This is a genomic window from Allofournierella massiliensis (genome assembly GCF_964241245.1).
In the GTDB taxonomy this organism is placed as follows: domain Bacteria; phylum Bacillota; class Clostridia; order Oscillospirales; family Ruminococcaceae; genus Allofournierella; species Allofournierella massiliensis.
In genome coordinates this window covers 1-24,690 of sequence record NZ_CAXSWZ010000038.1, presented here as the reverse complement: position 1 = coordinate 24,690, position 24,690 = coordinate 1, and the positions used below count along the sequence as shown (strand labels likewise).

Genomic DNA, 24,690 nt, shown 5'->3' with positions numbered 1-24,690 from the left:
TTTGGTGACGGTGGGGTTCAACTCTTTTCGTTCAACGATCTTAAACATGGCAAATCGCTTCCTTTTCACTCACAAAATGAAACCGGCATTTGCGGATGAATGCAAAAGCCGGCCTGGGACCGAAAAATGCACAGTCCTCTTACATTATAACGTATAAATGCCCCCGGTGTAAATACACCGAGGGCATTCAGTGCGGGAAAATCGATTAGAAATCGATGGGCAGGTCGTAGTAGCAAGCCTTCAGCAGCTTCTCCATCTCTTCCTGGCTGGGCTGACGGGGGTTGGAACCGGTGCAGGCATCGCCAATGGCCAGTTCGGCAACCTGAGGCAGCTTATCCATGAATTCCTTCTCGTCGATGATGCCGCCCTCGTACTCCTTGATGCAGGTGGGGATGTTCAGCGCGGCGTTCATCTTCTTGATCTCAGCGATCAGGGCTTCCACCAGCTCCTCGGTGGTGTTGCCTTCCAGCTTGATGAAGCGGGCGATGTCAGCGTAACGCTCGGCAGCGCTTTCAACCTTGCTGTTGTACTTGATGACCTTGGGCAGGTACATGGCGTTGGCGCAGCCGTGTACGATGTGGCCGCCGGAGTAAGCAGCACCGGTCTTGTGAGCCATGCTGTGAACGATGCCCAGCAGAGCGTTGGAGAAGGCCATGCCGGCCAGGCACTGAGCGTTGTGCATGCGGTCACGGGCATCCATGTCGCCGTTGTAGCTGGCAACCAGATCATTGTGGATCATCTTGATGGCATGCAGAGCCAGAGGATCGGTGTAATCGCAGTTGCAGGTGGAAACATAGGCCTCAATGGCATGGGTCATAGCGTCCATACCGGTGTGAGCGGTCAGCTTCGGGGGCATCTTCTCGGCCAGCTCGGGATCAACGATGGCAACATCGGGAGTGATGTTGAAGTCGGCCAGAGGATACTTAATGCCCTTGGTATAGTCGGTGATTACGCTGAACGCGGTAACCTCGGTAGCAGTACCGGAGGTGGAAGGAATGGCGCAGAAGTGAGCCTTCTGGCGCAGCTTGGGGAAGTTGAAGGGGATGCACAGCTCCTCAAAGGTCACATTGGGGTACTCGTAGAAAGCCCACATGGCCTTGGCAGCGTCGATGGGGGAACCACCGCCCATGGCAACGATCCAGTCAGGCTGGAACTCGGTCATGGCAGCAGCGCCGCGCATAACGGTTTCCACAGAGGGATCGGGCTCAACATTCTCAAACAGATAAACTTCCATGCCGCCTTCCTTCAGGGCATTGATGGCGCGATCCAGGAAGCCGAAGCGCTTCATGCTGCCGCCGCCAACAACGACGAAAGCCTTCTTGCCACCCAGGTTCTTCAGTTCTTCCAAAGAGCCCTTGCCATGATACAGATCGCGGGGAAGAGTAAAACGTGCCATTGTTCATTACCTCCAAAAAAATTCCGAAAATGAAATAACATGTTCTAAACGTTAAAATCTTAACGCGAAAAGGGCGAAAAGAAACCGCACAAGGCGGCAGGCGTTTGAATGTTATTTTCTTGACACCCCTATGATACCATTGCCATATCCTGGTGGGTAATGTATTATATAAATAAAACTATATCAAAAGTGATATAATAGTGGGCTGTTTACAAAGTTTTTACACATGTTTCGTGAAAATACGCTGGCAAACTACACAAAGGAGGAAAAGGGAATGAATTTACAACAGCTGCGCTGTGTACTGGAAATTGCGCGGGTGGGCAGTATGACCAAGGCAGCTCAGAATCTGTATATCAGCCAACCCAACCTGAGTCGAACCATCAAGGAACTGGAGAAGGAGCTTGGGGTCAGCCTGTTCCGGCGGGGAGCACAGGGCATGGAGCCTACGGTGGAGGCGGCCCAGCTGCTGCGCTATGCCGAGACCATCCTGCGTCAGGTGGGCGAGCTGGAAAGCATCTATCGCACCCATGAACAGACCATGCGGCTGGCGCTGGCCGGGCCGCACAGCGGCTACATCACCCGGGCGCTGGCCGCCTTTCTGGCAAAGCAGCAGGGCAGGCCGTTGAATGTGAGCTATCAGGAATCGGCCACGGCCCAGGCACTGGATGCGGTGAGCCGGGGCCAGGTGCAGATCGCCGTGGTGCGGTATCAGCTGCTGTATGACGATTATTTCAAGGAGCTGTTTGCCAAGGCGGGTCTTGCCAGCCGTACTCTGCTGCGTTTTACGCCCTGTGTGCTGATGGCGCCGGGGCATCCGCTGGCCGGGCAGGGAACATTGCAATACGATCAGCTGCAGCAGTATCCCCAGATTTTGCGGGGGGATGCCCAGCTGGCGGAGCAGACGGAATTTGCGGCTCCGCCACAGGAACCGGCGGGCCGTATTCATGTGCAGGATCGGGCCAGTATGTATGAGCTGCTGCGGGGCGTACCGGGCAGCTATGCCTGGTCAAATCCGCTTCCGGAGGCGGAATGCCGCCGCCACGGCCTTGTGCAGCAGCGCTGCGCCGGTGTGGCAATGAACCGGGATGTGGCCCTGTGGCAGGCAAAATACGGCCTTTCACCCCTTGCACGGGATTGCCTTGTGGCGCTGCAGGAGGCGGCCAGCCGACAGGGCATGCTGCTGCGGGCCATGCAGAAAGCACAGGAGGGGCCGACTGCCCTTTCCGCAGAACAATAAGAAAACGCCCTTTCCAATGGTGTGGGAAAGGGCGTTTTTGACTGGAATCAGTTGTCCACGATTTCGGGGCCGCTGATGTATTTGCCATAGATGAAATAGCGCTGGCTGGTGTGCTGCAGAGTGCCGAAGGGGTAGCAGGTATAGAGTCACATTCTCCTCGTCTGCTTCCAGATCGTAGGCAGAGGTATCGGTATCCAGTGCCACCTGCATATTCACCACTTCATAATGATACTCGCCGTAATAGGTGGTGATCACGATCTCGTCGCCCAGCTCCACATTTTCAAAGTCGCGGAAATAGCTGTTGGTGTGGGCTCCGGCCAGAATGGTTCCGCCCTCACCGGGAATATGCGCGCCGGTGTAGGTGCCCGCACCCTTGCTCAGCTGGGTTTTGCTGTCGCCCCAGTACATGGCGCAGTCCACATTGGTGCCGGGAATCACAATGCGGCCCAATTCGTCACCCACGGAAGGGTAACCACCGAAATCATCCAGATTCACAGTGGGTTCCCGTGTGGGCTCCGGCGTGGGGCTGGGAGTGGGTTCCGGTGTGGGCACTGCAGTGGGAGCCGGTGTGGGGGTGGGCGTGGGTTCCGGCGCGCTGAATGCGCCGCAGCCACACAGCATCAGGGCAGCACAGGCGGTCAGTGCAAGGCTTTTCCATAAAAAAGGCAGCTTCAAGGGGTTACACCTCGTTTTCAAGAATAAAATACTCCGGAGAGATTTTTACCGGGAGTTTCTTCAGTATATCAAAAAAAGACAGGACAGTAAAGGCACGGCGAAACAGAAAAAACCGGGGGTGCTTCCGGATTGGAAACACCCCCGGCTGGAAGAAAAATTACGCCTGAGGCGCAAACAGCTTGGGCAGCATTTTATAAAGAACGATGGCCACCACAGTGGTGAGAATGGCTTCCGGCAGCATATAGGTGCCGTTGTATACCGCGCTGTACAGCCAGCACAGAGCGTTTTCGCCCATGCTGGCGATCTGAGCGCCCCAGCCGAACTCGGTCATCCACTCAAAGGCATAGTCGTAGTCCTTCCAGACGATGTAGCCGGACAGGAAGCTGCACAGGTAGCGCAGCAGGCAAACCGCCAGAGTGCCCACGCAGACGCCGGCCAGCCGGTTGGGGATGGGCTTTGCAATCAGACCGGCCAGCCCCAGCACGGTGAAGGCGATCAAAAAGTCCAGCAATACACTGCCCACTACGGCGCCCAGCGTCTGGCAGTAAGTCAGATCGCTGACACCCAGCAGCAGCTGGATCAGGCTGAACACGAAAGCGGTGAGCAGGCTCCAGGCGGGGCCGCGGCGGAAGCTGACCAGAATGATGGGCAGCATGCTCACTAGGGTGATGGAGCCGCCGTGAGGCAGCTTGAAGATGGGAATGTAGCTCAGAATGGTGGCCAGCGCGATCATCAGCGCGCATTCCACCAGCGCATGGGTGCGGGTCGTCGATTTTGCCATGGTTTGTACCAGCCTTTCCCGGCCTTTTTGGCCGTGTGAAAAAAGATTAGTACATAAAAACGGGCGCAAAAAACGCCCCTGCACAGGCAAAAAACCATGCAGGGGCGCAATGATTGCGCTATGATCCTCAAACTTCCTACGCCGGCATTACCCGGATCAGGTTCAAGGTGACCCAGAGCTGCACTTTGCTCTGATCTCAGCCGGGGATGGCCCCCAGCGCCCCTGTTTTTATGTCCGTGCATAAGTATAACACGATAGAGGAATTTGTCAAGGTTTTCCTTTTCTGGTAGGAAGAAAAGGGCTTATGACTCGGCGGGAACGGCCTTCTTGCCGGTTTTGCAGATGTCCTTCAGGCAGCAGGCGGCGCAGTCCGGCTTGCGGGCGTCGCACACGGCCCGGCCGTGCAGCACGAACCGGTGGCACAGATCGCTGCCCTCCTCCGGGGGAATGATCTTCCACAGGGCCATCTCCACCTTTTTGGGCTCGGTGATGTTCTTTACCAGGCCGATCCGGTTGCACAGGCGGATACAGTGGGTATCGGTGACGATGGCAGGCTTGCCGAACACGTCGCCCATGATCAGGTTGGCGCTTTTGCGGCCCACGCCGGGCAGGCTGAGCACCGCGTCGAAATCGTCCGGAACCTTGCCGCCGAAATCGTCCCGCAGGCGGCGCATGCACAGGCTGATGTCCCGCGCCTTGGAGCGGCCCAGCCCGCAGGGTTTCACGATGGCTTCGATCTCCTCCGGCTCGGCAGCGGCCAGCGCATCCACACTGGGGTATTTGGCGAACAGATCCTTGCACACCACATTTACCCGGGCGTCGGTGCACTGGGCAGCCAGCCGCACCTCCACCAGAAGCTGCCAGGCGTGGTCATAATCCAGAGTGCATTCCGCGATGGGGTAGGCGTCTTTCAGGCGCTGGATCACTTCCAGTGCCAGGGCTTTTGTGGTCATGGGTGAATCCCTCCGTTTTGGCTTGTATAAAAGAATTTTCAATGATTATAGCACGAATTCTCAGTTTGGGCAATTCTTTTTATAAACAGCAGAAAAAGCCATTGGAAACTTACTGCCGGGTGGTTGTGCCCGGGCGGCAGATGCGCTATAATAGAACAATAGTATACTAATGGCTGGGCCATACGGGAAAAGGAGTGGAAAAACATGTATCAGGATATGATGGATACCATCGGCTTTGTGGCCGGGCAGGACCCGGAGCTGGCCGAAGCCATGCAGCGGGAACTGGTTCGCCAGCGGCAGAACATTGAGCTGATTGCCAGCGAAAACATCGTCAGCCCGGCGGTAATGGCTGCAATGGGTACCGTGCTCACCAATAAATACGCCGAGGGCTACCCCGCCCACCGGTATTACGGCGGTTGTGCCTATGTGGATCAGGTGGAGCAGATTGCCATCGACCGCGCATGCAAGCTGTTTGGTGCAAAGTTCGCCAACGTGCAGCCCCACTCCGGTGCTCAGGCCAATCTGGCCGTGTATTTCGCGCTGCTGGAGGTGGGCGACACCATTCTGGGTATGGATCTGGCTGCAGGCGGTCACCTGACTCATGGCAGCCCGGTGAACATGAGCGGCAAGAACTACCATTTCGTCCCCTATGGCGTGAATGAGGAAGGATATCTGGATTACGATGCACTGCGTCAGCTGGCCCGGGAAGTCAAGCCCAAAATGATCGTGGCGGGCGCTTCTGCTTATCCCCGTGCCATTAAATTTGATGTGCTGTCCGACATTGCCCACGAGGTGGGGGCTTACCTGATGGTGGATATGGCCCACATTGCCGGCCTGGTGGCGGGTGGCACGCATCAGAGCCCGGTGCCCTACGCGGACGTGGTGACCACCACTACCCACAAGACCCTGCGCGGGCCTCGCGGTGGCCTGATCCTGACCAACAATGAGGATCTGGCCAAGAAGATCAATAAGGCGGTATTCCCCGGTACCCAGGGCGGCCCGCTGGAGCATGTGATCGCCGCCAAGGCAGTCTGCTTCGGAGAGGCGCTGCGCCCGGAATTTAAAGAGTACGCCCGCAAAATCGTGGAGAACGCTCAGGTACTGGCGGATGCACTGACCGCCCGGGGTGTGAAACTGGTGAGCGGCGGCACGGACAATCACCTGATGCTGATCGACCTGTCCGACGAGGAGTGCACCGGCAAGGAGCTGGAGCACAATCTGGACGAGGTGTACATCACCGCCAACAAGAACTCGGTGCCCGGCGAAAAGCGCAGTCCCTTCGTGACCAGCGGTGTACGCATCGGCACACCGGCGGTGACCACCCGCGGCTTTGGCCCCGAAGAGATGAAGGTCATCGCGGACTGCATCGCGGACTGCATCTTCGATTTTGAGAATAAGAAGGATCAGGTGGCGGCCCGCGTGGCGGAGCTGACTGCCCGGTTCCCGCTGTATGAATAATCGGTAACATCAACAGAGGGCGGCTTTTCCCGTAAGGCGGGGGAAGCCGCCTTGCTGGCGCAATGCCAAAAAGGAGAGCTTAACCATGGCGTTTTTTACCTGCAAACTGAAAAGCCAGGCCCTGATGAGCACCACGCAGGTGCGGCTGTATTTCCCCTGTGATCTGGTGGACCGCTGGAAGGGCCAGCCGCCCCGGGCTGTGTTCACCCTGCTGCACGGTTATACCAACGATGGCGACGACTGGGTGAACATGTCGGCTGCGCTGCGCTATGCGGCGGACAACAACATTGCCCTCGTAATTCCGGATGCGGGCAATTCCTTCTATCACGACACCGCTTCCAATCAGGCTTACCATACCTGGCTCACCGAGGAGATGCCTGTGCTGCTGGATCAGATCGTGAAGCTGCCCCACGAGCGGGAGAAGAATTTCATCTGCGGCCTTTCCATGGGCGGCTACGGCGCGCTGATGCTGGCTCTCAATCACCCGGAGCGGTATGCGGGCTGCGCCAGCTTCTCCGGCGCGGTGGCCATGCACCTGATGCTGGGCCAGAAAGACAACCCTCTGGTGCGCTATGTGTTCGAGCCGGTGTACGGTCAGGCGCTGGAGCTGCCGGAAAACCGGGACCTGTTCCGGCTGGTGCAGAAGGTGAGCGCCCTGCCTGCGGAGCAGCAGCCGAAGATCCTGTGCACCACCGGCCGTCAGGATCACGAGCCTTACTATATTTATGAGCAGAATCAGGCGTTCCGCCAGCTGGCCCAGAGCCTGCCGGTGGATTATACCTATATGGACTGGGATGGCGGCCACGAATGGGCGTTCTGGGATCGGAGCCTGGTCTATGCCATTGACCGGTTTGTGAATCCGGGCTATGCGGATCAGATCCTGAAGGGCTGGAGCAGCGAAGCCTTTACCACAGAAAGGGGATAACGCCATGAGTGAACCTCTGGCCCAGCGGCTGCGCCCGCGCACACTGAGCGAGGTGTGCGGCCAGCAGCATCTGCTTGGGGAGGAATGTGTGTTCCGCAAAACCATCGACAGCGGACGCATTCCCAATATGATCTTTTATGGCCCGTCCGGTGTGGGCAAAACTACGGTGGCCCGCATCATCGCGGAAAACAGCGGCATGCGACTGCATAAGCTCAACGGCACTTCCGCTTCCACCAGCGATATCAAGGCGGTGCTGGCTGAGATTGGTACCCTGAACAGCGCCAATGGTCTGCTTTTGTATCTGGACGAGATTCAGTATCTGAACAAAAAGCAGCAGCAGAGCCTGCTGGAGTGTATTGAGGACGGTTCGGTTACCCTGATTGCCTCCACCACGGAAAATCCTTATTTCTATATTTATAATGCGCTGCTCAGCCGGTGCACCGTGTTTGAATTCAAATCTCTGCAGCCGGCGGACATCGAGCAGGGAATCCGTAATGCGCTGACCCGGTTGGGAGAAGAGGATGGAGGCCCTGTTCAAATGCCCGAGGAGGCCTGCCGGTATCTGGCGGACGCCTGCGGGGGCGACATGCGCAAGGCACTTGGCTGCCTGGAATTTGCCGCCACTGCCGCTGCGCCGGATGCGGAAGGAAACCGGCTGATCACGCTGGAAATGGTCAAACAGGTGGCACGCCGTACCGCCATGCGTTACGATCGGGCAGGGGATGACCATTACGACATCGTTTCTGCCTATCAGAAATCCATGCGTGGCTCGGATCCGGATGCAGCGCTGCATTACCTGGGCCGCCTGCTGGAGGCGGGGGATCTGGTGAGTGCCTGTCGGCGGCTGATGGTCTGTGCCTGCGAGGATGTGGGCCTTGCCTACCCGCAGATCATGCCCATTGTTAAAGCCGCGGTGGACATCGCCAATATGGTTGGTCTGCCTGAGGCGCGCATCCCGCTGGCAAACGCGGTGGTGCTGGTGGCAACCAGCCCAAAATCCAACACCGCCTACATGGGAATCAACCGGGCTATGGCGGATCTGAAACGGGGCAGATCCGGCCCCATTCCCCGCCAGTTGCAAAACAAGCATTTTGACGGCGAGGATGCACTGGTAAAAGGCCAGAATTATAAATATCCCCACGATTTCCCCGGCCGGTGGGTGGAACAGCAGTACCTGCCGGATGCGTTGGCCGGAACGGTGTATTATGAATACGGAGAGAATAAAAATGAACAGGCAGCCAGAGCTTATTGGGATAAAATAAAGAAAAAGTAAAGCCTGCGATTTATTCTTATTAACCGCCGCCCGAAGCGATTCGGACGGCGGTTTTCACACTGCGCATAAACCCTCTGGCGGCAGATGAGGGAGCTTTGGCGGTTGCTACAAAAATGAAAAAAATCCTATAAAAATTTGCGCTCTTGCTTGACAAGGAATCGTTCCTATTTTAGTATATAAAGTGTAGAGTTAGAAAGGGTTTTGGCATTTTTAACTGCCTTTCGGATTTATGGATATTGACTATATGCTCCGGGCCCGCTTCCTCATAGAGAAAATTTACCGCAAAGGAGGTTTCCCAAATGCGCTATTCCCGTCAACGAGAGCTGGTTTTGCGTCAGGTGCAGAACCGCTGCGACCATCCCACGGCGGATGATATTTATCTGGCCATCCGCGAGGACTGCCCGGGCCTGAGCCTTGGCACGGTGTACCGCAACCTGAATGGCCTGGTGGAAATGGGCCGGGTGCGCCGCGTGTCGATCCCCGGCATGGCGGATCGGTTTGACCGTACCCTTTCCGAGCATGATCACCTTTATTGCACCCGCTGCGGAAAGGTGGAGGACGTTTTTCTGGACAAAACGGCGATCAATCAGATGATTGAGGCCCGCAAGGACCTGGCCATCGAGCATGTTTCGCTGAATCTTTATGGTTTATGTTCGGCCTGCCGTGAAGCGGGCCGCAGCTGAAAAAAGCTTTTTCGGCGCCCGGGTTGTGTTTGCAATCCGGGCGTTGTTTTTTTATACATATAAAGCTTTTAAAAAGCGTCATTTCCTATGAAAGCGTCGGAAAAATAGGGGGGAAACGGCCGAAACGTGTGATTTTGATGAAAAAATAAAAGTAATACTTTGCTGTTTTGCACAACAATGAATTGGAAGCTTTAGGCAAAAAATAGAAAACGTTCGAACCCACTTGCACGGCAAATATCATGGTGCTATACTGAACGTGCAGTGAGGAATGACACTTTTCTCACAGGTATAGTTTGATTTTTAACAGCCAACTGTAACGGAGTGCTTCGCGCACGGGTTGGGCAGGCACAACAGGCGTTGTGCTGTTCGTCAGTTACGGTACGGCTGTTCTTTTTTTGTGTTTTTTGATCATGATTGGGTCGTGAATCGTAGGGAAAAAGGGAAAAATCAGACAAAAATCAAGGTGAATAAAACGGCTGTAACGGAGTGCTTCGCGCACGGGCTGTGATCCATCTGCCAAGGGCAAAATGCAAGGGCAAAATGGTGAGCAGTGTGTTCTGTTACAGCCGTTTTTCGTTTGTAGCCGAATAACAACGCATGAGCAGAAAAGGAGAAGAATGGTTATGTATCTTTTGGGAAATGGCCGCCTGGTCACTCGCGACGACGCAACCCCCTATCTGGAAAATGGCTGTGTTGCCATTGAGGGTAACCTGATCAAAGAGGTGGGCGAGACCGCCGCGCTGAAGGCCAAATACCCCGAAGCCGAATTCATCGACGCCAAGGGCGGCGTGATCATGCCCGGCTTCATCAACGCCCACAACCACATCTATTCCGCCTTTGCCCGGGGCCTGACCATCAAGGGCAACAATCCCACCAACTTCCTGGAGGTTCTGGATCAGCAGTGGTGGACCATCGACCGCAATCTGCTCCTGCCGGACACCAAGGCCAGCGCCGATGCCACCTATCTGGACTGCATCATGAACGGCGTGACCACCATCTTTGACCACCATGCCAGCTACGGCGGCATCGAGGGCAGCCTGTTTTCCATTGCCGAGAGCGCCAAGGAGTTCGGCGTTCGCTCCAACCTGTGCTACGAGATCAGCGATCGCGACGGCGAGGACAAGATGAAGGCTTCCGTGAAGGAAAACGTGGACTTCATCAAGTACGCCCAGGCCGACACCACCGACATGATCAAGGGCATGATGGGCATGCACGCTCCCTTCACCCTGAGCAACAAGACTCTGGAGTACTGCGCAGCCGAGAAGCCTGAGGGCGCCGGCTACCACATCCATGTGGCCGAGGGCATCGACGATCTGTACGACAGCCTGACCAAATACAACAAGCGTCTGGTGTTCCGCCTGCACGATATGGACATCCTGGGCGACAAGACCATCTGCGGCCACTGCATCTACATCAATGAGGCCGAGATGGACCTGCTGAAGGCCACCAACACCATGGTGGTACATAACCCCGAAAGCAACATGGGCAACGCCGTGGGCTGCCCCCCGATCCTGAAGATGATGGAGAAGGGCCTGACCGTGGGCCTGGGCACCGACGGCTACACCAACGACATGACCGAGAGCTACAAGGTGGCCAACGTGCTGCATAAGCACAATGCCTGCAAGCCCAACGTGGCCTGGGGCGAGATTCCCACCATGCTGTTCGAGAACAACCGCGCCATGGCCGGCCGCTTCTTCGAGAAGCCCATCGGCATCCTGAAGGAAGGCGCCTACGCCGACGTGATCGTTTCCGATTACGATCCTCTGACCCCGATGAACGCCTCCAACATCAACAGCCACATCCTGTTCGGCATGACCGGCCGCAGTGTGGTGACCACCATCATCAACGGCGTGGTCAAGATGAAGGACCGCGAGCTGATCGGCATCGACAAGGAAGCTGTTCTGGCCCACTGCCGCGAGCAGAGCGCCGATCTGTGGAACCGCATCAACGCGGGCCGCTGATTCAAGCCCCTATAGGCACAAAGAGCCCGGTTTGCACCCGGCAGACCCGGGCGGGCTCTTTGTGCCCCAACCTGTGTAAAAAAGCCTCCGTGCGGGCTCAAAACAGCACGGGAACCGGCGTCCGCCTTCAAAGCGGGCGATGAATTTGAGAGAAAAAGGAGAATCATTATGAGCGACATCATGCGCCCCATTCCGTTTGCTGAACTGATGGATTGGGTCCTCACCGAGTACGCCCAGCAGGGCACCATCTTCGGCGTTGGTGACATCTACAAGCACACCGCCGGCAAGACTCTGCCCATCTTCACCGAGCAGATCGAGACCCCCTTCGGCCCCGCTGCCGGCCCTCACACCCAGCTGGCTCAGAACCTGATCGCCGCATACGCCGGCGGCAGCCGCTTCTTCGAGGTCAAGACCGTTCAGATCATCGACGGTGAGGACCTGCCCGTCTCCAAGCCCTGCATCAAGGCAGAGGACGAGTGCTACAACGTGGAATGGAGCACCGAGCTGCGCGTTCCCCAGGCCTTTGAAGAGTATGTGAAGGCCTGGTTCGCCCTGAAGCTGATCAGCCGCATGTACGGCCTGGGCAGCGAGAACGGCTTCGTATTCAACATGAGCGTTGGCTACGATCTGGCCGGCATCCAGAGCGAGAAGGTGAACACCTACATCGAGGGCATGAAGGACGCCTCCACCAGCAAGATCTGGGCTGAGTGCGTGGAATGGGCCAAGGCCAACCTGAACCGCCTGAACGGCATTGATGCCGCTTACATCGACGCCATCAATCCCCATGTCTGCACCTCCATCACCCTGTCCACCCTGCACGGCTGCCCCCCGGATGAGATCGAGCGCATTGCCACCTACCTCATCAACGAGAAGAAGCTGAACACCTACATCAAGTGCAACCCCACTCTGCTGGGTTACGAATTCGCCCGCAAGACCCTGGACGACATGGGCTACGATTACATCGTATTCGACGACCATCACTTCAAGGGCGACCTGCAGTTTGAGGACGCCATCCCCATGTTCAATCGTCTGCTGGATCTGGCCGCTTCCAACAACGTGGAATTCGGCATCAAGCTGACCAACACCTTCCCCGTAACCATCGCTGCCGGCGAGCTGCCCGGTGAGGAGATGTACATGAGCGGCAAGAGCCTGTATCCGCTGTCCATCAGCCTGGCTCAGAAGGTGGAGAAGGAGTTCGGCGGCAAGCTGCGGGTATCCTACTCCGGCGGCGCGGACTACTTCAACATCGACCGTATCTTCAACACCGGCATCTGGCCCATCACCCTGGCCACCACCCTGCTGAAGCCCGGCGGATACAACCGCCTGCGTCCCATGGCCGACAAGCTGGTTGCCATGGACTACGTTCCCTTCGCCGGTGTGGATATGGAGAAGCTGGGCGCTCTGGTGGATTCCGTCAAGACCGACGCTCACCATGTGAAGCCCATCAAGCCTCTGCCCAGCCGCAAGATGAAGCAGGACGTTCCCCTGATCGACTGCTTCGTGGCTCCCTGTGAAGAGGCCGGCTGCCCCATCCATCAGGACATTCCCACCTACATTCAGCTGGTGGGCGAGGGCAAGCTGGTGGAAGCTCTGCAGGTTATCTGTGAGAAGAACCCCCTGCCTTTCATCACCGGCACCATCTGCAGCCACCGCTGCATGACCAAGTGCACCCGTAACTTCTACGAGGAGAGCGTGCAGATCCGCGCTGCCAAGCTGGCAGCTGCCGAGGGCGGCTACGACGCCTTCCTGGCTGGCCTGAAGGCCGGCGCTCCCCGCAGCGAGAACGTTGCCATCGTGGGCGGCGGCCCCGCCGGTATGGCTGCGGCCTACTTCCTGGCCAAGGCTGGCGCGAAGGCCACCATCTTCGAGAAGCGCAACGCTCTGGGCGGCATCGTGAAGCACGTCATCCCCGGTTTCCGTATCAGCGACGAAGCCATCGCCAAGGACGCTGCTCTGCTGGAGAAGCTGGGCGTGGAAGTAAAGCTGAACACCACCGTGGCCAACCCCGCTGAGCTGCTGGGTCAGGGCTACACCCATGTGATTCTGGCCAACGGCGCCTGGAACCACGGCGCTCTGAAGCTGGAGGGCGGCGAGGCCCTGAACGTTCTGGAGTACCTGGATCGTCAGAAGAACGCCCCCGAGACCCTGAACCTGGGCAACGACGTGGTTGTCATCGGCGGCGGCAACACCGCCATGGATGCTGCCCGTGCCGCCAAGCGCGCCGGCGCCGCCAACGTTCGCCTGGTATACCGCCGCAGCAAGCGCTACATGCCTGCCGATGAGGAAGAGCTGGAGCTGGCTCTGGCCGATGGCGTGGAGTTCTGCGAGCTGCTGGCTCCCGTTGCCCTGAAGGACGGCAAGCTGGTTTGCGACGTGATGCGTCTGGGCGCTCCCGATGCTTCCGGCCGCCGCAGCCCCGAGGCCACCGGTGAGACCACCGAGCTGCCTGCCTCCTGCGTGATCGCTGCCATCGGTGAGAAGGTTGACACCGCCACCTTCCTGACCAGCGGCATTGCCGTGGACGAGAAGGGCAAGGCCAAGGTCGACGCCGACTGCAAGGCTGAGAACGGCATCTATGTTGTGGGCGACGCCAAGCGCGGCCCCGCCACTGTTGTGGAAGCCATTGCCGACGCCACTGCTGCTGCCATGAACATCCTGGCCAGCGCCGTGAAGACCATCGACTTCACCGCCGAGGCTTCTCAGCTGAAGGCAAAGCGCAGCCTGCTGGGCGGCTATGTGGACGCCAAGGCCGAGAGCGACCGCTGCCTGGGCTGCAGCGCCGTGTGTGAGAACTGCGTGGACGTTTGCCCCAACCGCGCCAACCTGGCCATCAAGGTGCCCGGCATGGCCAAGGAGCAGGTGGTCCATGTGGACAAGATGTGCAACGAGTGCGGCAACTGCGCCGTGTTCTGCCCCTACGCCAGCTCTCCCTACAAGGACAAGTTCACCGTGTTCGCTTCCGAGGCCGATATGGCCGACAGCCAGAACCCCGGCTTCTGCGTACTGGATGCCGCTGCCGGTAAGGTGAAGATCCGTCTGGGCGATGCCGAGTACGAGACCGTTCTGGCGCAGGATACCACCACCTATGGCCCCATCAAGGCCCTGATCGAGACCATTCTGAAGGATTACGCCTACTGCCTGTAATCCAGCTCTGTGAGTAAAGAAGGGATTCGTTTGATTATCATTCAAAACGGCCAGCTGGTCAGCCCCTCGGGGCTGACCAGGGCCGACCTGGCTCTGGATGGCGGCCGCATCGTCGCCATCGAACCTCACATTGAACCGGGTGAGGGAGACACCGTTCATGACGCCGCGGGCTGCTATGTGTTCCCCGGCTTCATCGACGGCCACACTCATCTGGATATGGAAAGCGGCTCGCTGGTAACGGCAGATGATTTCACCACCGGTACCCGTGCCGCAGTCTGCGGGGGAACCACCACCATCGTGGATTTCGCCACGCAGGATAAGGGTGGCACCCTGAACGATGCGCTGGACGCCTGGCACAAAAAGGCGGACGGCAAATGCAGCTGTAACTACGCCTTCCACATGGCCATCACCGACTGGAACGACCAGGTGAAGGCGGAGCTGCCCGAGATGTTCCGCCGGGGTGTGACCAGCTTCAAGGCTTATATGGCCTACGATGCGCTGAAGGTGAACGACGCGGAGCTGCTGGAGATCCTCCAGTCGCTTAAGCCCTTCGGCGGAATTCTGGGCGTGCACTGTGAAAACGGTCTGCTGGTGAATGAACTGCAGGCCCGTCAGAAGGAACTGGGCCATTTCGGTCCGGATGCCCATCCGGTCAGCCGACCCGCTGAGGTGGAAGCCGAAGCAGTAAACCGGCTGTGCTATCTGGGCAAACTGGCAGACACGCCGGTTCATGTGGTGCATCTGAGCACCGAGCTGGGTCTGGAAGAGGTTCGCGCCGCCCGCAAAAAGGGCGTGAAGGTTTACGCGGAAACCTGCCCCCAGTACCTGACCATGGACGAAAGCCGTTACAAGGCCCCCGGATTTGAGGGCGCAAAATATGTGATGAGTCCGCCGCTGCGCACTCCCGCCGATGTACAGGCGCTGCGCAAGGCGGTGGCGGCAGGGGAGATCGACACCATTGCCACCGATCATTGCAGTTACAATTTCAAAGGGCAGAAGGATCTGGGGATCGAGGACTTTACCAGAATTCCCAACGGCGGCCCCGGCATCGAACACCGGCCCATGGTGGTTTACACCAGCATGGTGCAGCCCGGGGAACTGGCCGTCACCGATTTCTGCCGACTGCTGGCCGAAAATCCTGCAAAGCTCTTCGGCATGTATCCCCGCAAGGGTGTGCTGGCCGTTGGGTCGGATGCGGATGTGACTGTATGGGACCCCGAGGCAAAAACGGTGATCACCGCGGCCCGGCAGCAGCAAAATGTGGACTATACCCCTTACGAGGGCTTTGCCGTAACCGGCATGCCCAAAGCAGTATTCGTGGGCGGCGTGCTGGCGGCGGAATACGGCCAGCCTACCGGCCTTGTGGCCGGCACCTACGTGAAGCGCTGAAAGGAGCGTCTCCATGTACACCTTATATGTAAACGGCGTGGAGCACCACACCGATAAAAATGTCAAACTGCTGGAGTACCTGCGGGAGGACCTGCGGCTGACCAGCGTGAAGAACGGCTGCGGCGAGGGCGCCTGCGGCACCTGCACCGTCCTGGTGGACGGCAAGAAGACCAAAGCCTGCGTGTTCACCACCGAAAAGCTGAACGGCAAGCACATCACCACCGTGGAAGGCCTGACCGAGCGTGAGCGTGCGGTTTATGTGTACGCCTTCGGCCAGACCGGCGCGGTACAGTGCGGCTTCTGCATCCCCGGCATGGTGATCAGCGCCAAGAGCCTGCTGGATGAGAACCTGAACCCCACCCGTGAGGATGTGAAGAAGGCCATCCGCGGCAACATCTGCCGCTGCACCGGCTATGTTCGCATCGAGGAAGCCATTCTGCTGGCTGCCAAAATGTTCCGCGAGAATCTGCCCGTTCCTCAGGACGACAGCGAGGCCCGCATCGGCGCTCACTTCCCCCGTGTGGACGTGGCCGAGAAGGTGCTGGGCACCGGCCTGTTCGTGGACGACATCAAGGTTCCCGGCATGATCTACGCCAAGGCTCTGCGTTCCAAGTACCCCAGAGCCCGTGTGGAGAAGATCGACCTGACCCGCGCTCTGGCCCATCCCGACGTGGTGAAGATCCTCACCGCCAAGGACGTGCCCTTCAACAAGACCGGCCACATCATTCAGGACTGGGATGTGCTGATCGCCGAGGGCGACTGCACCCGCTACATTGGTGATGCCATCGTTCTGGTGGCCACCAACCACAAGGAGACCCTGGACGAGGTGCTGGATCTGGTGGATGTGACCTACACCGAGCTGGAGCCCCTCACCGATCCCATCAAGGCCATGCAGCCGGATGCCCCGAAGCTGCATGAAAAGGGCAATATCCTCACCAAGGAAGTGCTCAAGCGCGGCAATGCCGAAGAGGTGATTGCCAGCGCGCCCTATGTGGTGACCCAGCACTACTCCACCCCCATGACCGACCATGCCTTCATGGAGCCCGAGTGCGCCATTGGTATTCCGGACGGCGAGGGCGGCCTGCTGATGTACACCGCCAGCCAGTCGGTATACGACGAGCAGAAGGAAATCTCCCGCATGCTGCAGATTCCTCCCGAGAAGGTTCGCTGCCAGACCAAGCTGGTGGGCGGCGGCTTCGGCGGCAAGGAAGATATGAGCGTGCAGCACCACGCGGCGCTGATGGCCTGGGCCACCGGCCGCCCCGTAAAGGTGAAGTTCAGCCGTCAGGAAAGCCTGAACATCCACACCAAGCGCCATGCCATGGAAATGGACGTGACCACCGCCTGTGACGAGAACGGCAAGCTGCTGGCCATGAAGGCCACCCTGATCTCTGACTGCGGCGCTTACGCCAGCCTGGGCGGCCCCGTTCTGCAGCGTGCCTGCACCCACTGCGGCGGCCCCTACAACTTCCAGAATGTGGACATCACCGGCATCTGCGTTTACACCAACAACGTGCCCGGCGGCGCGTTCCGCGGCTTCGGCGTAACCCAGAGCTGCTTCGCTGCCGAGCTGAACCTGGATCTGCTGGCCGAGAAGGTGGGCATCAGCCCCTGGGAGATCCGTTACCGCAACGCCATCCGCCCCGGTCAGGTGCTGCCCAACGGTCAGATCGCCGGCCCTGAAACCGGTTATGCCGAGTGCTTGGAGGCTGTGAAGGAAGCCTACGAGAGCAGCCCCTATGCGGGCATCGCCGGCTGCATGAAGAACAGCGGCGTGGGCGTGGGCCTGCCGGATATCGGCCGCTGCAGCCTGGCTGTGGTGGACGGCAAGGTGCACATCCGCACCAGCGCCGCCTGCATGGGCCAGGGCGTTGCCACCGTCTGCACCCAGATCGTGAACGAGGTCACCGGTGTGGATCCGCAGCACATCTTCCACGAGCGTGCCGACACGGCCATCACCCCCAACTCCGGCACCTCCACCGCTTCCCGTCAGACTGTGTTCTGCGGCGAGGCAACCCGCCGTGCAGCCGGTGAGCTGGCTGCCGCACTGAACGGCCATACTCTGGAGGATCTGGAAGGCCAGAGCTTCTACGGCGAATACAGCGGCGTGACCGACCGCATGGGCAGCGACAAGCCCAACCCGGTCAGCCATGTGGCCTACGGCTATGCGGCTCAGGTGGTCATCATGGACGAGAACAAGAAGGTCGTCAAGGTGGTTGCCGCTCACGACGTTGGCCGCGTGGTCAACTATCAGTCCTGCGCCGGTCAGATCGAAGGTGGCGTGGTTATGGCTCTGGGCTATGGCCTCACCGAGGACTTCAAGATGGAGAACGGCTATGTGAAGAGCAAGTACGGCACTCTGGGCCTGCTGCGTGCCACCGACGTACCTCCCATCGAGGTCATCTTCGTGGAGAAGGGTACCGACGATCAGAACACCTTCGGCGCCAAGGGCGTGGGCGAGATCAGCGCCATCCCCGCAGCTCCCGCTGCAGCCCATGCGGCCTACCGTGTGGACGGCGTGTTCCGCACCAAGCTGCCTCTCCAGAACACCTTCTATAAGAAAGGGGGCAAATAAGCATGGCTAGTGCAAAAGCGGCGCCTTCTGAACAGGCGCTTTACACCCGCACCGGCATGCCCCCCCTGGCCAAGGCCATCCCCCTTGCACTTCAGCATGTGGTGGCCATGGTGGTCGGCTGCATCACCATGCCCATGATCGTTGCCTCCGCCGCGGGCGTTTCCGCTTCGGATCAGATCATCATGGTGCAGGGAAGCCTGCTGGTGGCGGCACTCGCCATCCTGCTGCAGGCCTTTGGTGTGAAGGGCTTCATCAGCAGCGGCCTGCCGGTTATGGTAGGCAGCGGCTTCGCCTTCCTGCCCACCCTGCGCTCCATTGTGGAGCAGTCCGGCATGGGCGGCCTGGTAGGCGCCCAGATCGCCGGCGCCTGCGTGGGCATGCTGGTGGGTCTGTGCTTCACCAAGATTCGCTTTTTGTTCCCGCCTATCGTTACCGCCAGCGTGGTGCTGACCATCGGTATCTCGCTGTACGATACCGCCATCAACTACATGGCGGGCGGTGTGGCCACAGACCCCAGCTACGGCAGCGCCCGCAACTGGATTCTGGCCTTCATCACTCTGGCCACTGTTATCGTATGCGGCCAGTTCTGCAAGGGCATGATCAAAGCCAGCGCCACCCTGATTGGTATGCTGGTGGGCTATCTGGCAGCCATGGCCATGGGCATGATCCACTTCACCGAAGTGGGCACCGCCGCATGGGTTCAGCTGCCCGCGCCCTTCCACTTCGCTCCCGAGTTCAACCTGAACGCCATCATCAGCCTGGGCATTGTGTTCATGGTGAATGCCGTGCAGGATATCGGTCAGTTCGAAGCCACTGCCAACGGCGCCTATGAGCGTGCGGCCACCAACGCCGAAATCACCGGCGGCGTGATCGCCAACAACCTGTGCAGCCTTCTGGGCGGCGTATTCGGCGGTGTGCCTGTGGCTGCTGCCGGTCAGAACGTGGGCATCGTGGTTACCACCAAGGTGATCAACCGCGTGGTATTCGGCATCGCCGGCGGCGTGGTTGCTGTTGCGGCTCTGGTGCCCAAGCTGAGCGCCATCCTCATCACCATTCCCCAGCCTGTGCTGGGCGGCGCCACCGTCACCGTGTTCGGCTCCATCGCCATGACCGGTGTTCGGATGCTGGCCCGCGAGGGCCTGAGCCCCCGCAGCGTGTTCATTGCCGGCCTGAGCGTGGCCATGGCGGTGGGCATTCCCCAGACTGCCAACGCCTTTGCAGGCTGCCCCGCCTGGATCGGCCAGATCTTCGGCAACTCCGAGGTCATCATCGTGGCGCTTACCGCCATTTTGTTGAATCTTATCCTTCCCAAAGAGAAAAAGGAGAATTGATACTCTATGGAACAGTTCAAGATTGTTACTTATCCCCATCAGGACGTTCCCGCCACTGACCTGAGCGCCTTCAGCGAAGCCGAAGCCAAAAAGGCTCATGACTTCCATGCCAGCTTCGACGTGTATGCCGAGACACCGCTCACCAGCCTGCCCGGTCTGGCCAAGGCTCTGGGCGTGAAAGAAGTTCGCATCAAGGACGAAAGCTACCGCTTCGGCCTGAATGCCTTCAAGGTTCTGGGCGGCAGCTACGCTCTGGGCCGTTACATCGCCAAGACTCTGGGCGAGGATATTGCCGATATGCCCGCCACCCGCATCCTGTCTGATGAAGTGCGCCAGAAGCTGGGTGAGGTGACCTTCGTTACCGCCACCGACGGCAACCATGGCCGCGGCGTGGCCTGGACTGCCAACCGCCTGGGTCAGCACTCTGTGGTCTACATGCCCAAGGGCAGCGCTCAGGAGCGTCTGGAGAACATCCGCGCCGAGGGTGCGGACGCCTCCATCACCGATCTGAACTACGACGACGCCGTTCGTCTGGCCAACAAGCAGGCCGAGGAGAAGGGCTGGGTCATGGTGCAGGATACCGCATGGGAAGGCTACACCGACATCCCTCTGTGGATCATGCAGGGCTACACCACCATGGGTTATGAAATTGTGCACCAGCTGGAAAAAGAGGGTGCTGAAAAGCCCACCCACGTATTCCTGCAGGCTGGCGTAGGCAGCATGGCAGGCGCCATGGCCGGTTTCATCTCCAGCTACTACGGCACCGAGCGCCCCTTCATCACTGTTGTGGAGCCCGAGAAGGCCAACTGCGTATTCCGCACCGCCGAAGCCAATGACGGCAAGCTGCACTTCGTTACCGGCGACATGAACACCATCATGGCGGGTCTGGCCTGCGGCGAGCCCTGCACCATCGGTTGGGAAGTTCTGAAGAACTGCGCCGATGCCTTCATCAGCTGCCCCGACTATGTGGCTGCCGACGGTATGCGCATTCTGGCTGCCCCCACCGGCGGCGACAAGCCCGTTGTTTCCGGCGAGAGCGGCGCCGCCACCACCGGCTGCATCTCCAACATCCTGCTGCGTGAGGATCTGGCTGAGTTCAAGCAGAAGCTGCACCTGGACGAGAACAGCCGCATCCTGTTCATCAGCACCGAGGGCGACACCGACAAGGAGAACTACCGCAACGTGGTTTGGGGCGGCAAGTTCAACCGTTACGACGGCTGAGTTCCCATTTAACCAGCTCCGCCCGTTCCGGTCCTCTCAAACTCTCTCATTTTCACACGCGGCTCCACAGCGCCGCGCCCTTCCAAAATCCAACCGGGACGGGCTTTTTAGAGCCTGTGCCCGCCCGCGCGGGGGCGACACCGCGCGGGCGGAGCATCTCTTTCCCAATTGGTATCCGGCGGTAAAGCCCGCCTCATACGAACGATCGTTATAACTTATTCTCATCCATGGATAGGAGGATACACCTATGCTTACTCAGGAACAGCAGAACAACGTAGTGGCCCTGTGCCAGAAACTCATCCAGTCTCCCAGCTACAGCGGCCATGAGGATGGCGTTGTTGCTCGTCTGAAAGAATTCTTCGAGGCCAACGGCTTCGACAGCGTCCATGTGGACAAATACGGTAACGTGATCGGCTGCATGAAGGGCAACCGTCCCGGCCCCCGCCTGCAGTTCGACGGCCACATCGATACCGTGCCCGTAGAGGATGCTTCCAAGTGGGAGCATGATCCGTTCGGCGCCGAGATCGTGGACGGCAAGATCTATGGCCGCGGCACTTCCGACATGAAGGGCGCTGTTGCCGCCATGGCCTGCGCCACCGCCAACTTCGCCAAGGCTACCAACCGTGACTTCGCCGGTGAGATCTATGTGGCCGGCGTGGTTCACGAGGAGTGCTTCGAGGGTGTTGCTGCCCGCGAGATCAGCGCTTATGTGAAGCCCGACTATGTGGTGATCGGTGAGGCCAGCCAGCTGAACCTGAAGATCGGTCAGCGCGGCCGTGCCGAGATCGTGATCGAGACCTTCGGCAAGCCCTGCCACAGCGCCAACCCCGAAAAGGGCATCAACGCTGTTTACAAGATGGCCAAGGTCATCGAGGCCATCCGCACTCTGGAGCCCACCCATCACCCCGTTCTGGGTGACGGCATTCTGGAGCTGACCGACATCAAGTCCGCTCCGTACCCCGGTGCTTCCGTTGTGCCCGAGTACTGCCGTGCCACCTATGACCGCCGCCTGCTGGTTGGCGAGACCAAGGAGAGCGTGCTGGCTCCCATCAACGCCCTGCTGGAGAAGCTGATGGCCGAGGATCCCGAGCTGAAGGTAAAGGCCAGCTACGCGGTTGGCAAGGAAATGTGCCACACCGGCAACGTGATCGAGGGCGAGCGCTTCTTCCCCGGCTGGCTGTACGACGAGAACGACGACTTCGTGCAGGCTGTGTACGGCGAGCTGAAGGCCATGGGCTACAACCCCTCCATCACCCAGTACAACTTCTGCACCAACGGCAGCCACTATGCAGGTGAGGCCGGCATCAAGACCTTCGGCCTTGGACCCAGCCGTGAGAACCTGGCTCATACCATCAACGAATACATCGAGATCGACCAGCTGGTCAAGGTATGCGACTGCTACACCGGCGTGCTGAAGGCCCTGATGAAGTAATAAGCCTTTCGTGTGCCTCGCTGCCCGCATTCCGGGTGGCGGGGCCACAGCTGGCTGTAAAGCCAAAATCATCACTCATTAGAAAAAGAGAGGCGTTTGACCCATGTCTACTATGCTCATCAAAAACGGCCGCGTGATCGACGGCACCGGCGCTGCCAGCATCAACGCCGATGTGCTGGTGAAGGACGGCAAGATTGCCGCCATCGGCACCATCACCGAGCCTGCCGATCAGGTGATCGACGCTGCAGGCCTGGCCGTGGCTCCCGGCTTTATCGACACCCACAGCCACAGCGACCTGGATGTGCTGCTGCGGCCTCAGGTAATGCCCAAGATCATGCAGGGCATCACCACCGAGCTGCTGGGCCAGGACGGCGTGTCCATGGCTCCGCTGCCCACCCAGTACATCAGCCCCTGGCGCAAGAATCTGGCCGGTCTGGACGGCGATACCGACGAGATCGACTGGACCTATGAGACCACCGACAACTACCTGAAGATGATCGAGAAGGCTCACCCCGGCCTGAACGAGATGTACCTGGTGCCCCACGGCAACATCCGCATGGAGGCCATGGGCCTGGACAACCGCCTGCCCACCGATGAAGAGATCGAGAAGATGAAGGCCATCACCCGCCGCGAAATGGAGGCGGGCGCCATGGGTCTGTCCACCGGTCTGATCTACATTCCCTGCGCTTACTCCGAGAGCAAGGAGATCATCGAGATGTGCAAGGTGGTTGCCGAGTACGATGGCGTGTTCGTCATTCACCAGCGCAGCGAGGCCGACACCATTCTGGACAGCATGAAGGAAGTCATCGAGATCGGCCGCAAGTCCGGCGTAAAGGTGCACTGGAGCCACTTCAAGGTCTGCGGCAAGCAAAACTGGGATAAGATCGACGCGGTTCTGGAGCTGCTGGAGGAGGCCAAGAAGGAAGGCATCACCGTCAGCTTCGACCAGTACCCCTATGTGGCGGGCAGCACCATGATGGGCGCCATCCTGCCTCCCTGGGTACACGACGGCGGCACCGACAAGGCGGTGGCCCGTCTGGCCGACCCCGAGCTGCGCAAGAAGATGGTCTACGATATGGAGCATGGCATCCCCGGCTGGGATAACTTCGTGGATTTCGCCGGCTTCGAGAACATCTATGTGACCAGCGTCAAGACCGAGAAGAACGCCGACGCGGTGGGCCTGTCCATCGTGGAGCTGGCCGAGAAGCGTGGCGTAGACCCCTACACCGCCGCCTTCGACCTGCTGATGGAAGAGGAGAACGCCGTGGGCATGGTGGACTTCTACGGCACCGAGGAGCACGTAAAGCGCTTCATGATGCGCCCCGAGATGAACGCCTGCACCGACGGCCTGCTCTGCCCGGGCAAGCCCCATCCCCGCCTGTACGGCAGCTTCGTGCGCATTCTGGGCAAGTATGTGCGGGAAGAGAAGCTGATGAGCCTGGAGCAGGCCATCTACAAGATGACCGCCAAACCTGCCAGTGTGCTGGGCCTGACCGACCGCGGCACCCTGAAGGTGGGCAACTGGGCCGATATCACCATCTTCGACCCCAATACTGTCATTGACAAGGGCACCTTCACCGACCCCATCCAGTTCCCGGACGGCATCGCCTATGTGATTGTAAACGGCCAGGTGGCCGTGGATCACGGCAAGCACACCGGCGCTCTGAACGGCCAGGTCATCCGCCACAAGGCGTAACAGGATTCCAAGCAAAGGAGAAATGAACCAATGAACACTGCAATTTCCACCGAAAAGGCACCCGCTGCCATCGGCCCCTACTCTCAGGCCATTCAGGCAGAAGGCAAGACCATCTATGTGTCCGGCCAGCTGCCCGTGGACCCCGCCACCGGCGCTTTTGCCGGTGAGGACATCCAGAGCCAGACCCGTCAGTCTCTGGAGAACATCAAAGCCATCCTGGCCACCGCCGGCGCAGACATGAGCAGCGTGGTCAAGACCACCGTTCTGCTGAAGAACATCGCTGACTTCGGTGCCATGAACGAGATCTACGCCCAGTATTTCCAGCAGCCCTTCCCGGCCCGCGCTGCCTTCCAGGTAGGCGCTCTGCCCAAGGACGCTCTGGTAGAGATCGAGTGCGTAGCTGTGATCTAACAGAGATCAAAAAGAATTCCTGCCAAATTTTTTATTAATCAGCGCGGTGCGGCTGCCGGATGCTGGCGGCCGCACCTTTTTGTGCGAAGGAGTAACCCCAAATGTTTAAAATTGTCGAACGAAAAGAGTTGAACCCCACCGTCACCAAG

Annotated in this window: 18 protein-coding genes and 1 riboswitch; of the genes, 14 read left to right on the top strand and 4 right to left on the bottom strand. The window is 59.1% G+C overall.

What is annotated here, in order from left to right:
* Nucleotides 1–205: 205 nt before the first annotated feature.
* A complete protein-coding gene (locus ACESYO_RS14895; protein ID WP_058966339.1) occupies nucleotides 206–1,396 on the bottom strand; it encodes an iron-containing alcohol dehydrogenase in 1,191 nt (396 codons plus the stop codon).
* Between the two features lie 274 nt (nucleotides 1,397–1,670).
* Here ACESYO_RS14895 and ACESYO_RS14890 point away from each other — a divergent pair, with 274 nt between their 5' ends.
* A complete protein-coding gene (locus ACESYO_RS14890; protein ID WP_058966337.1) occupies nucleotides 1,671–2,633 on the top strand; it encodes a LysR family transcriptional regulator in 963 nt (320 codons plus the stop codon).
* Here the strand turns inward: ACESYO_RS14890 and ACESYO_RS14885 are convergent.
* From ACESYO_RS14885 to ACESYO_RS14875, 3 genes are all read right to left on the bottom strand, one after another.
* A complete protein-coding gene (locus tag ACESYO_RS14885) occupies nucleotides 2,514–3,308 on the bottom strand; it encodes a class D sortase (protein ID WP_373210627.1) in 795 nt (264 codons plus the stop codon). The genes ACESYO_RS14890 and ACESYO_RS14885 overlap by 120 nt on opposite strands.
* A gap of 157 nt (nucleotides 3,309–3,465) precedes the next feature.
* Nucleotides 3,466–4,089 carry an energy-coupled thiamine transporter ThiT gene (locus tag ACESYO_RS14880; protein WP_058966334.1) on the bottom strand — a complete coding sequence of 208 codons (624 nt, stop codon included), beginning with the start codon at nucleotides 4,087–4,089 and terminating at the stop codon, nucleotides 3,466–3,468.
* 116 nt (nucleotides 4,090–4,205) lie between these two features.
* Nucleotides 4,206–4,323, bottom strand: a riboswitch (TPP riboswitch).
* A gap of 68 nt (nucleotides 4,324–4,391) precedes the next feature.
* Nucleotides 4,392–5,042, bottom strand: coding sequence for an endonuclease III domain-containing protein (locus ACESYO_RS14875; RefSeq protein ID WP_058966332.1), 651 nt, complete (start codon nucleotides 5,040–5,042; stop codon nucleotides 4,392–4,394).
* A 204-nt stretch (nucleotides 5,043–5,246) separates the two neighbouring features.
* Between ACESYO_RS14875 and glyA the strand changes: the two genes are divergently transcribed.
* The 13 genes from glyA to ACESYO_RS14810 all read left to right on the top strand — a co-directional run bounded on the left by glyA (nucleotide 5,247) and on the right by ACESYO_RS14810 (nucleotide 24,541).
* Nucleotides 5,247–6,500 (top strand): serine hydroxymethyltransferase, encoded by a 1,254-nt coding sequence (gene glyA, locus ACESYO_RS14870; protein ID WP_058966331.1) that lies wholly within the window; start codon nucleotides 5,247–5,249, stop codon nucleotides 6,498–6,500.
* 85 nt (nucleotides 6,501–6,585) lie between these two features.
* The gene (locus ACESYO_RS14865) at nucleotides 6,586–7,425 is read left to right on the top strand and encodes an alpha/beta hydrolase (RefSeq protein ID WP_058966329.1); all 840 of its coding nucleotides are present in this window, start codon (nucleotides 6,586–6,588) and stop codon (nucleotides 7,423–7,425) included.
* Between the two features lie 4 nt (nucleotides 7,426–7,429).
* Complete coding sequence (locus ACESYO_RS14860; RefSeq protein ID WP_058966327.1) at nucleotides 7,430–8,698, top strand: replication-associated recombination protein A; 1,269 nt, start codon at nucleotides 7,430–7,432, stop codon at nucleotides 8,696–8,698.
* A 299-nt stretch (nucleotides 8,699–8,997) separates the two neighbouring features.
* Nucleotides 8,998–9,381, top strand: coding sequence for a Fur family transcriptional regulator (locus ACESYO_RS14855; protein WP_058966325.1), 384 nt, complete (start codon nucleotides 8,998–9,000; stop codon nucleotides 9,379–9,381).
* Nucleotides 9,382–10,004: 623 nt separating this feature from the next.
* On the top strand, nucleotides 10,005–11,342 hold the full coding sequence (ssnA, locus tag ACESYO_RS14850; RefSeq protein ID WP_058966323.1) for a putative aminohydrolase SsnA: 1,338 nt from the start codon (nucleotides 10,005–10,007) through the stop codon (nucleotides 11,340–11,342).
* Nucleotides 11,343–11,510: 168 nt separating this feature from the next.
* Nucleotides 11,511–14,486: a putative selenate reductase subunit YgfK gene (gene ygfK, locus ACESYO_RS14845; protein ID WP_373210629.1), complete on the top strand. Its 2,976-nt coding sequence runs from the start codon at nucleotides 11,511–11,513 to the stop codon at nucleotides 14,484–14,486.
* A 30-nt stretch (nucleotides 14,487–14,516) separates the two neighbouring features.
* Nucleotides 14,517–15,875: a dihydropyrimidinase gene (hydA, locus tag ACESYO_RS14840; protein WP_276871562.1), complete on the top strand. Its 1,359-nt coding sequence runs from the start codon at nucleotides 14,517–14,519 to the stop codon at nucleotides 15,873–15,875.
* 13 nt (nucleotides 15,876–15,888) lie between these two features.
* Nucleotides 15,889–18,450, top strand: a complete 2,562-nt coding sequence (gene xdh, locus ACESYO_RS14835; RefSeq protein ID WP_373210631.1) for a selenium-dependent xanthine dehydrogenase — start codon at nucleotides 15,889–15,891, stop codon at nucleotides 18,448–18,450.
* A 2-nt stretch (nucleotides 18,451–18,452) separates the two neighbouring features.
* Entirely contained in the window at nucleotides 18,453–19,781 is a 1,329-nt protein-coding gene (locus ACESYO_RS14830) for a uracil-xanthine permease family protein (RefSeq protein WP_276871559.1), read from the top strand.
* A 6-nt stretch (nucleotides 19,782–19,787) separates the two neighbouring features.
* Nucleotides 19,788–21,002, top strand: a complete 1,215-nt coding sequence (gene dpaL, locus ACESYO_RS14825) for a diaminopropionate ammonia-lyase (RefSeq protein ID WP_276871558.1) — start codon at nucleotides 19,788–19,790, stop codon at nucleotides 21,000–21,002.
* Between the two features lie 247 nt (nucleotides 21,003–21,249).
* Nucleotides 21,250–22,434: a YgeY family selenium metabolism-linked hydrolase gene (locus ACESYO_RS14820; protein ID WP_058966313.1), complete on the top strand. Its 1,185-nt coding sequence runs from the start codon at nucleotides 21,250–21,252 to the stop codon at nucleotides 22,432–22,434.
* Nucleotides 22,435–22,537: 103 nt separating this feature from the next.
* A complete protein-coding gene (locus tag ACESYO_RS14815; protein ID WP_276871556.1) occupies nucleotides 22,538–24,130 on the top strand; it encodes an N-acyl-D-amino-acid deacylase family protein in 1,593 nt (530 codons plus the stop codon).
* 30 nt (nucleotides 24,131–24,160) lie between these two features.
* Entirely contained in the window at nucleotides 24,161–24,541 is a 381-nt protein-coding gene (locus ACESYO_RS14810; protein WP_058966309.1) for a RidA family protein, read from the top strand.
* The last annotated feature ends 149 nt before the right edge of the window (nucleotides 24,542–24,690 follow it).

Bases quoted from the DNA above. Each gene is read 5' to 3' on its own strand.
- ACESYO_RS14895 (WP_058966339.1), bottom strand. From the start codon at position 1,396: ATGGCACGTTTTACTCTTCCCCGCGATCTGTATCATGGCAAGGGCTCT.
- ACESYO_RS14890 (WP_058966337.1), top strand. From the start codon at position 1,671: ATGAATTTACAACAGCTGCGCTGTGTACTGGAAATTGCGCGGGTGGGC.
- ACESYO_RS14880 (WP_058966334.1), bottom strand. From the start codon at position 4,089: ATGGCAAAATCGACGACCCGCACCCATGCGCTGGTGGAATGCGCGCTG.
- ACESYO_RS14875 (WP_058966332.1), bottom strand. From the start codon at position 5,042: ATGACCACAAAAGCCCTGGCACTGGAAGTGATCCAGCGCCTGAAAGAC.
- glyA (WP_058966331.1), top strand. From the start codon at position 5,247: ATGTATCAGGATATGATGGATACCATCGGCTTTGTGGCCGGGCAGGAC.
- ACESYO_RS14865 (WP_058966329.1), top strand. From the start codon at position 6,586: ATGGCGTTTTTTACCTGCAAACTGAAAAGCCAGGCCCTGATGAGCACC.
- ACESYO_RS14860 (WP_058966327.1), top strand. From the start codon at position 7,430: ATGAGTGAACCTCTGGCCCAGCGGCTGCGCCCGCGCACACTGAGCGAG.
- ACESYO_RS14855 (WP_058966325.1), top strand. From the start codon at position 8,998: ATGCGCTATTCCCGTCAACGAGAGCTGGTTTTGCGTCAGGTGCAGAAC.
- ssnA (WP_058966323.1), top strand. From the start codon at position 10,005: ATGTATCTTTTGGGAAATGGCCGCCTGGTCACTCGCGACGACGCAACC.
- ygfK (WP_373210629.1), top strand. From the start codon at position 11,511: ATGAGCGACATCATGCGCCCCATTCCGTTTGCTGAACTGATGGATTGG.
- xdh (WP_373210631.1), top strand. From the start codon at position 15,889: ATGTACACCTTATATGTAAACGGCGTGGAGCACCACACCGATAAAAAT.
- ACESYO_RS14830 (WP_276871559.1), top strand. From the start codon at position 18,453: ATGGCTAGTGCAAAAGCGGCGCCTTCTGAACAGGCGCTTTACACCCGC.
- dpaL (WP_276871558.1), top strand. From the start codon at position 19,788: ATGGAACAGTTCAAGATTGTTACTTATCCCCATCAGGACGTTCCCGCC.
- ACESYO_RS14820 (WP_058966313.1), top strand. From the start codon at position 21,250: ATGCTTACTCAGGAACAGCAGAACAACGTAGTGGCCCTGTGCCAGAAA.
- ACESYO_RS14815 (WP_276871556.1), top strand. From the start codon at position 22,538: ATGTCTACTATGCTCATCAAAAACGGCCGCGTGATCGACGGCACCGGC.
- ACESYO_RS14810 (WP_058966309.1), top strand. From the start codon at position 24,161: ATGAACACTGCAATTTCCACCGAAAAGGCACCCGCTGCCATCGGCCCC.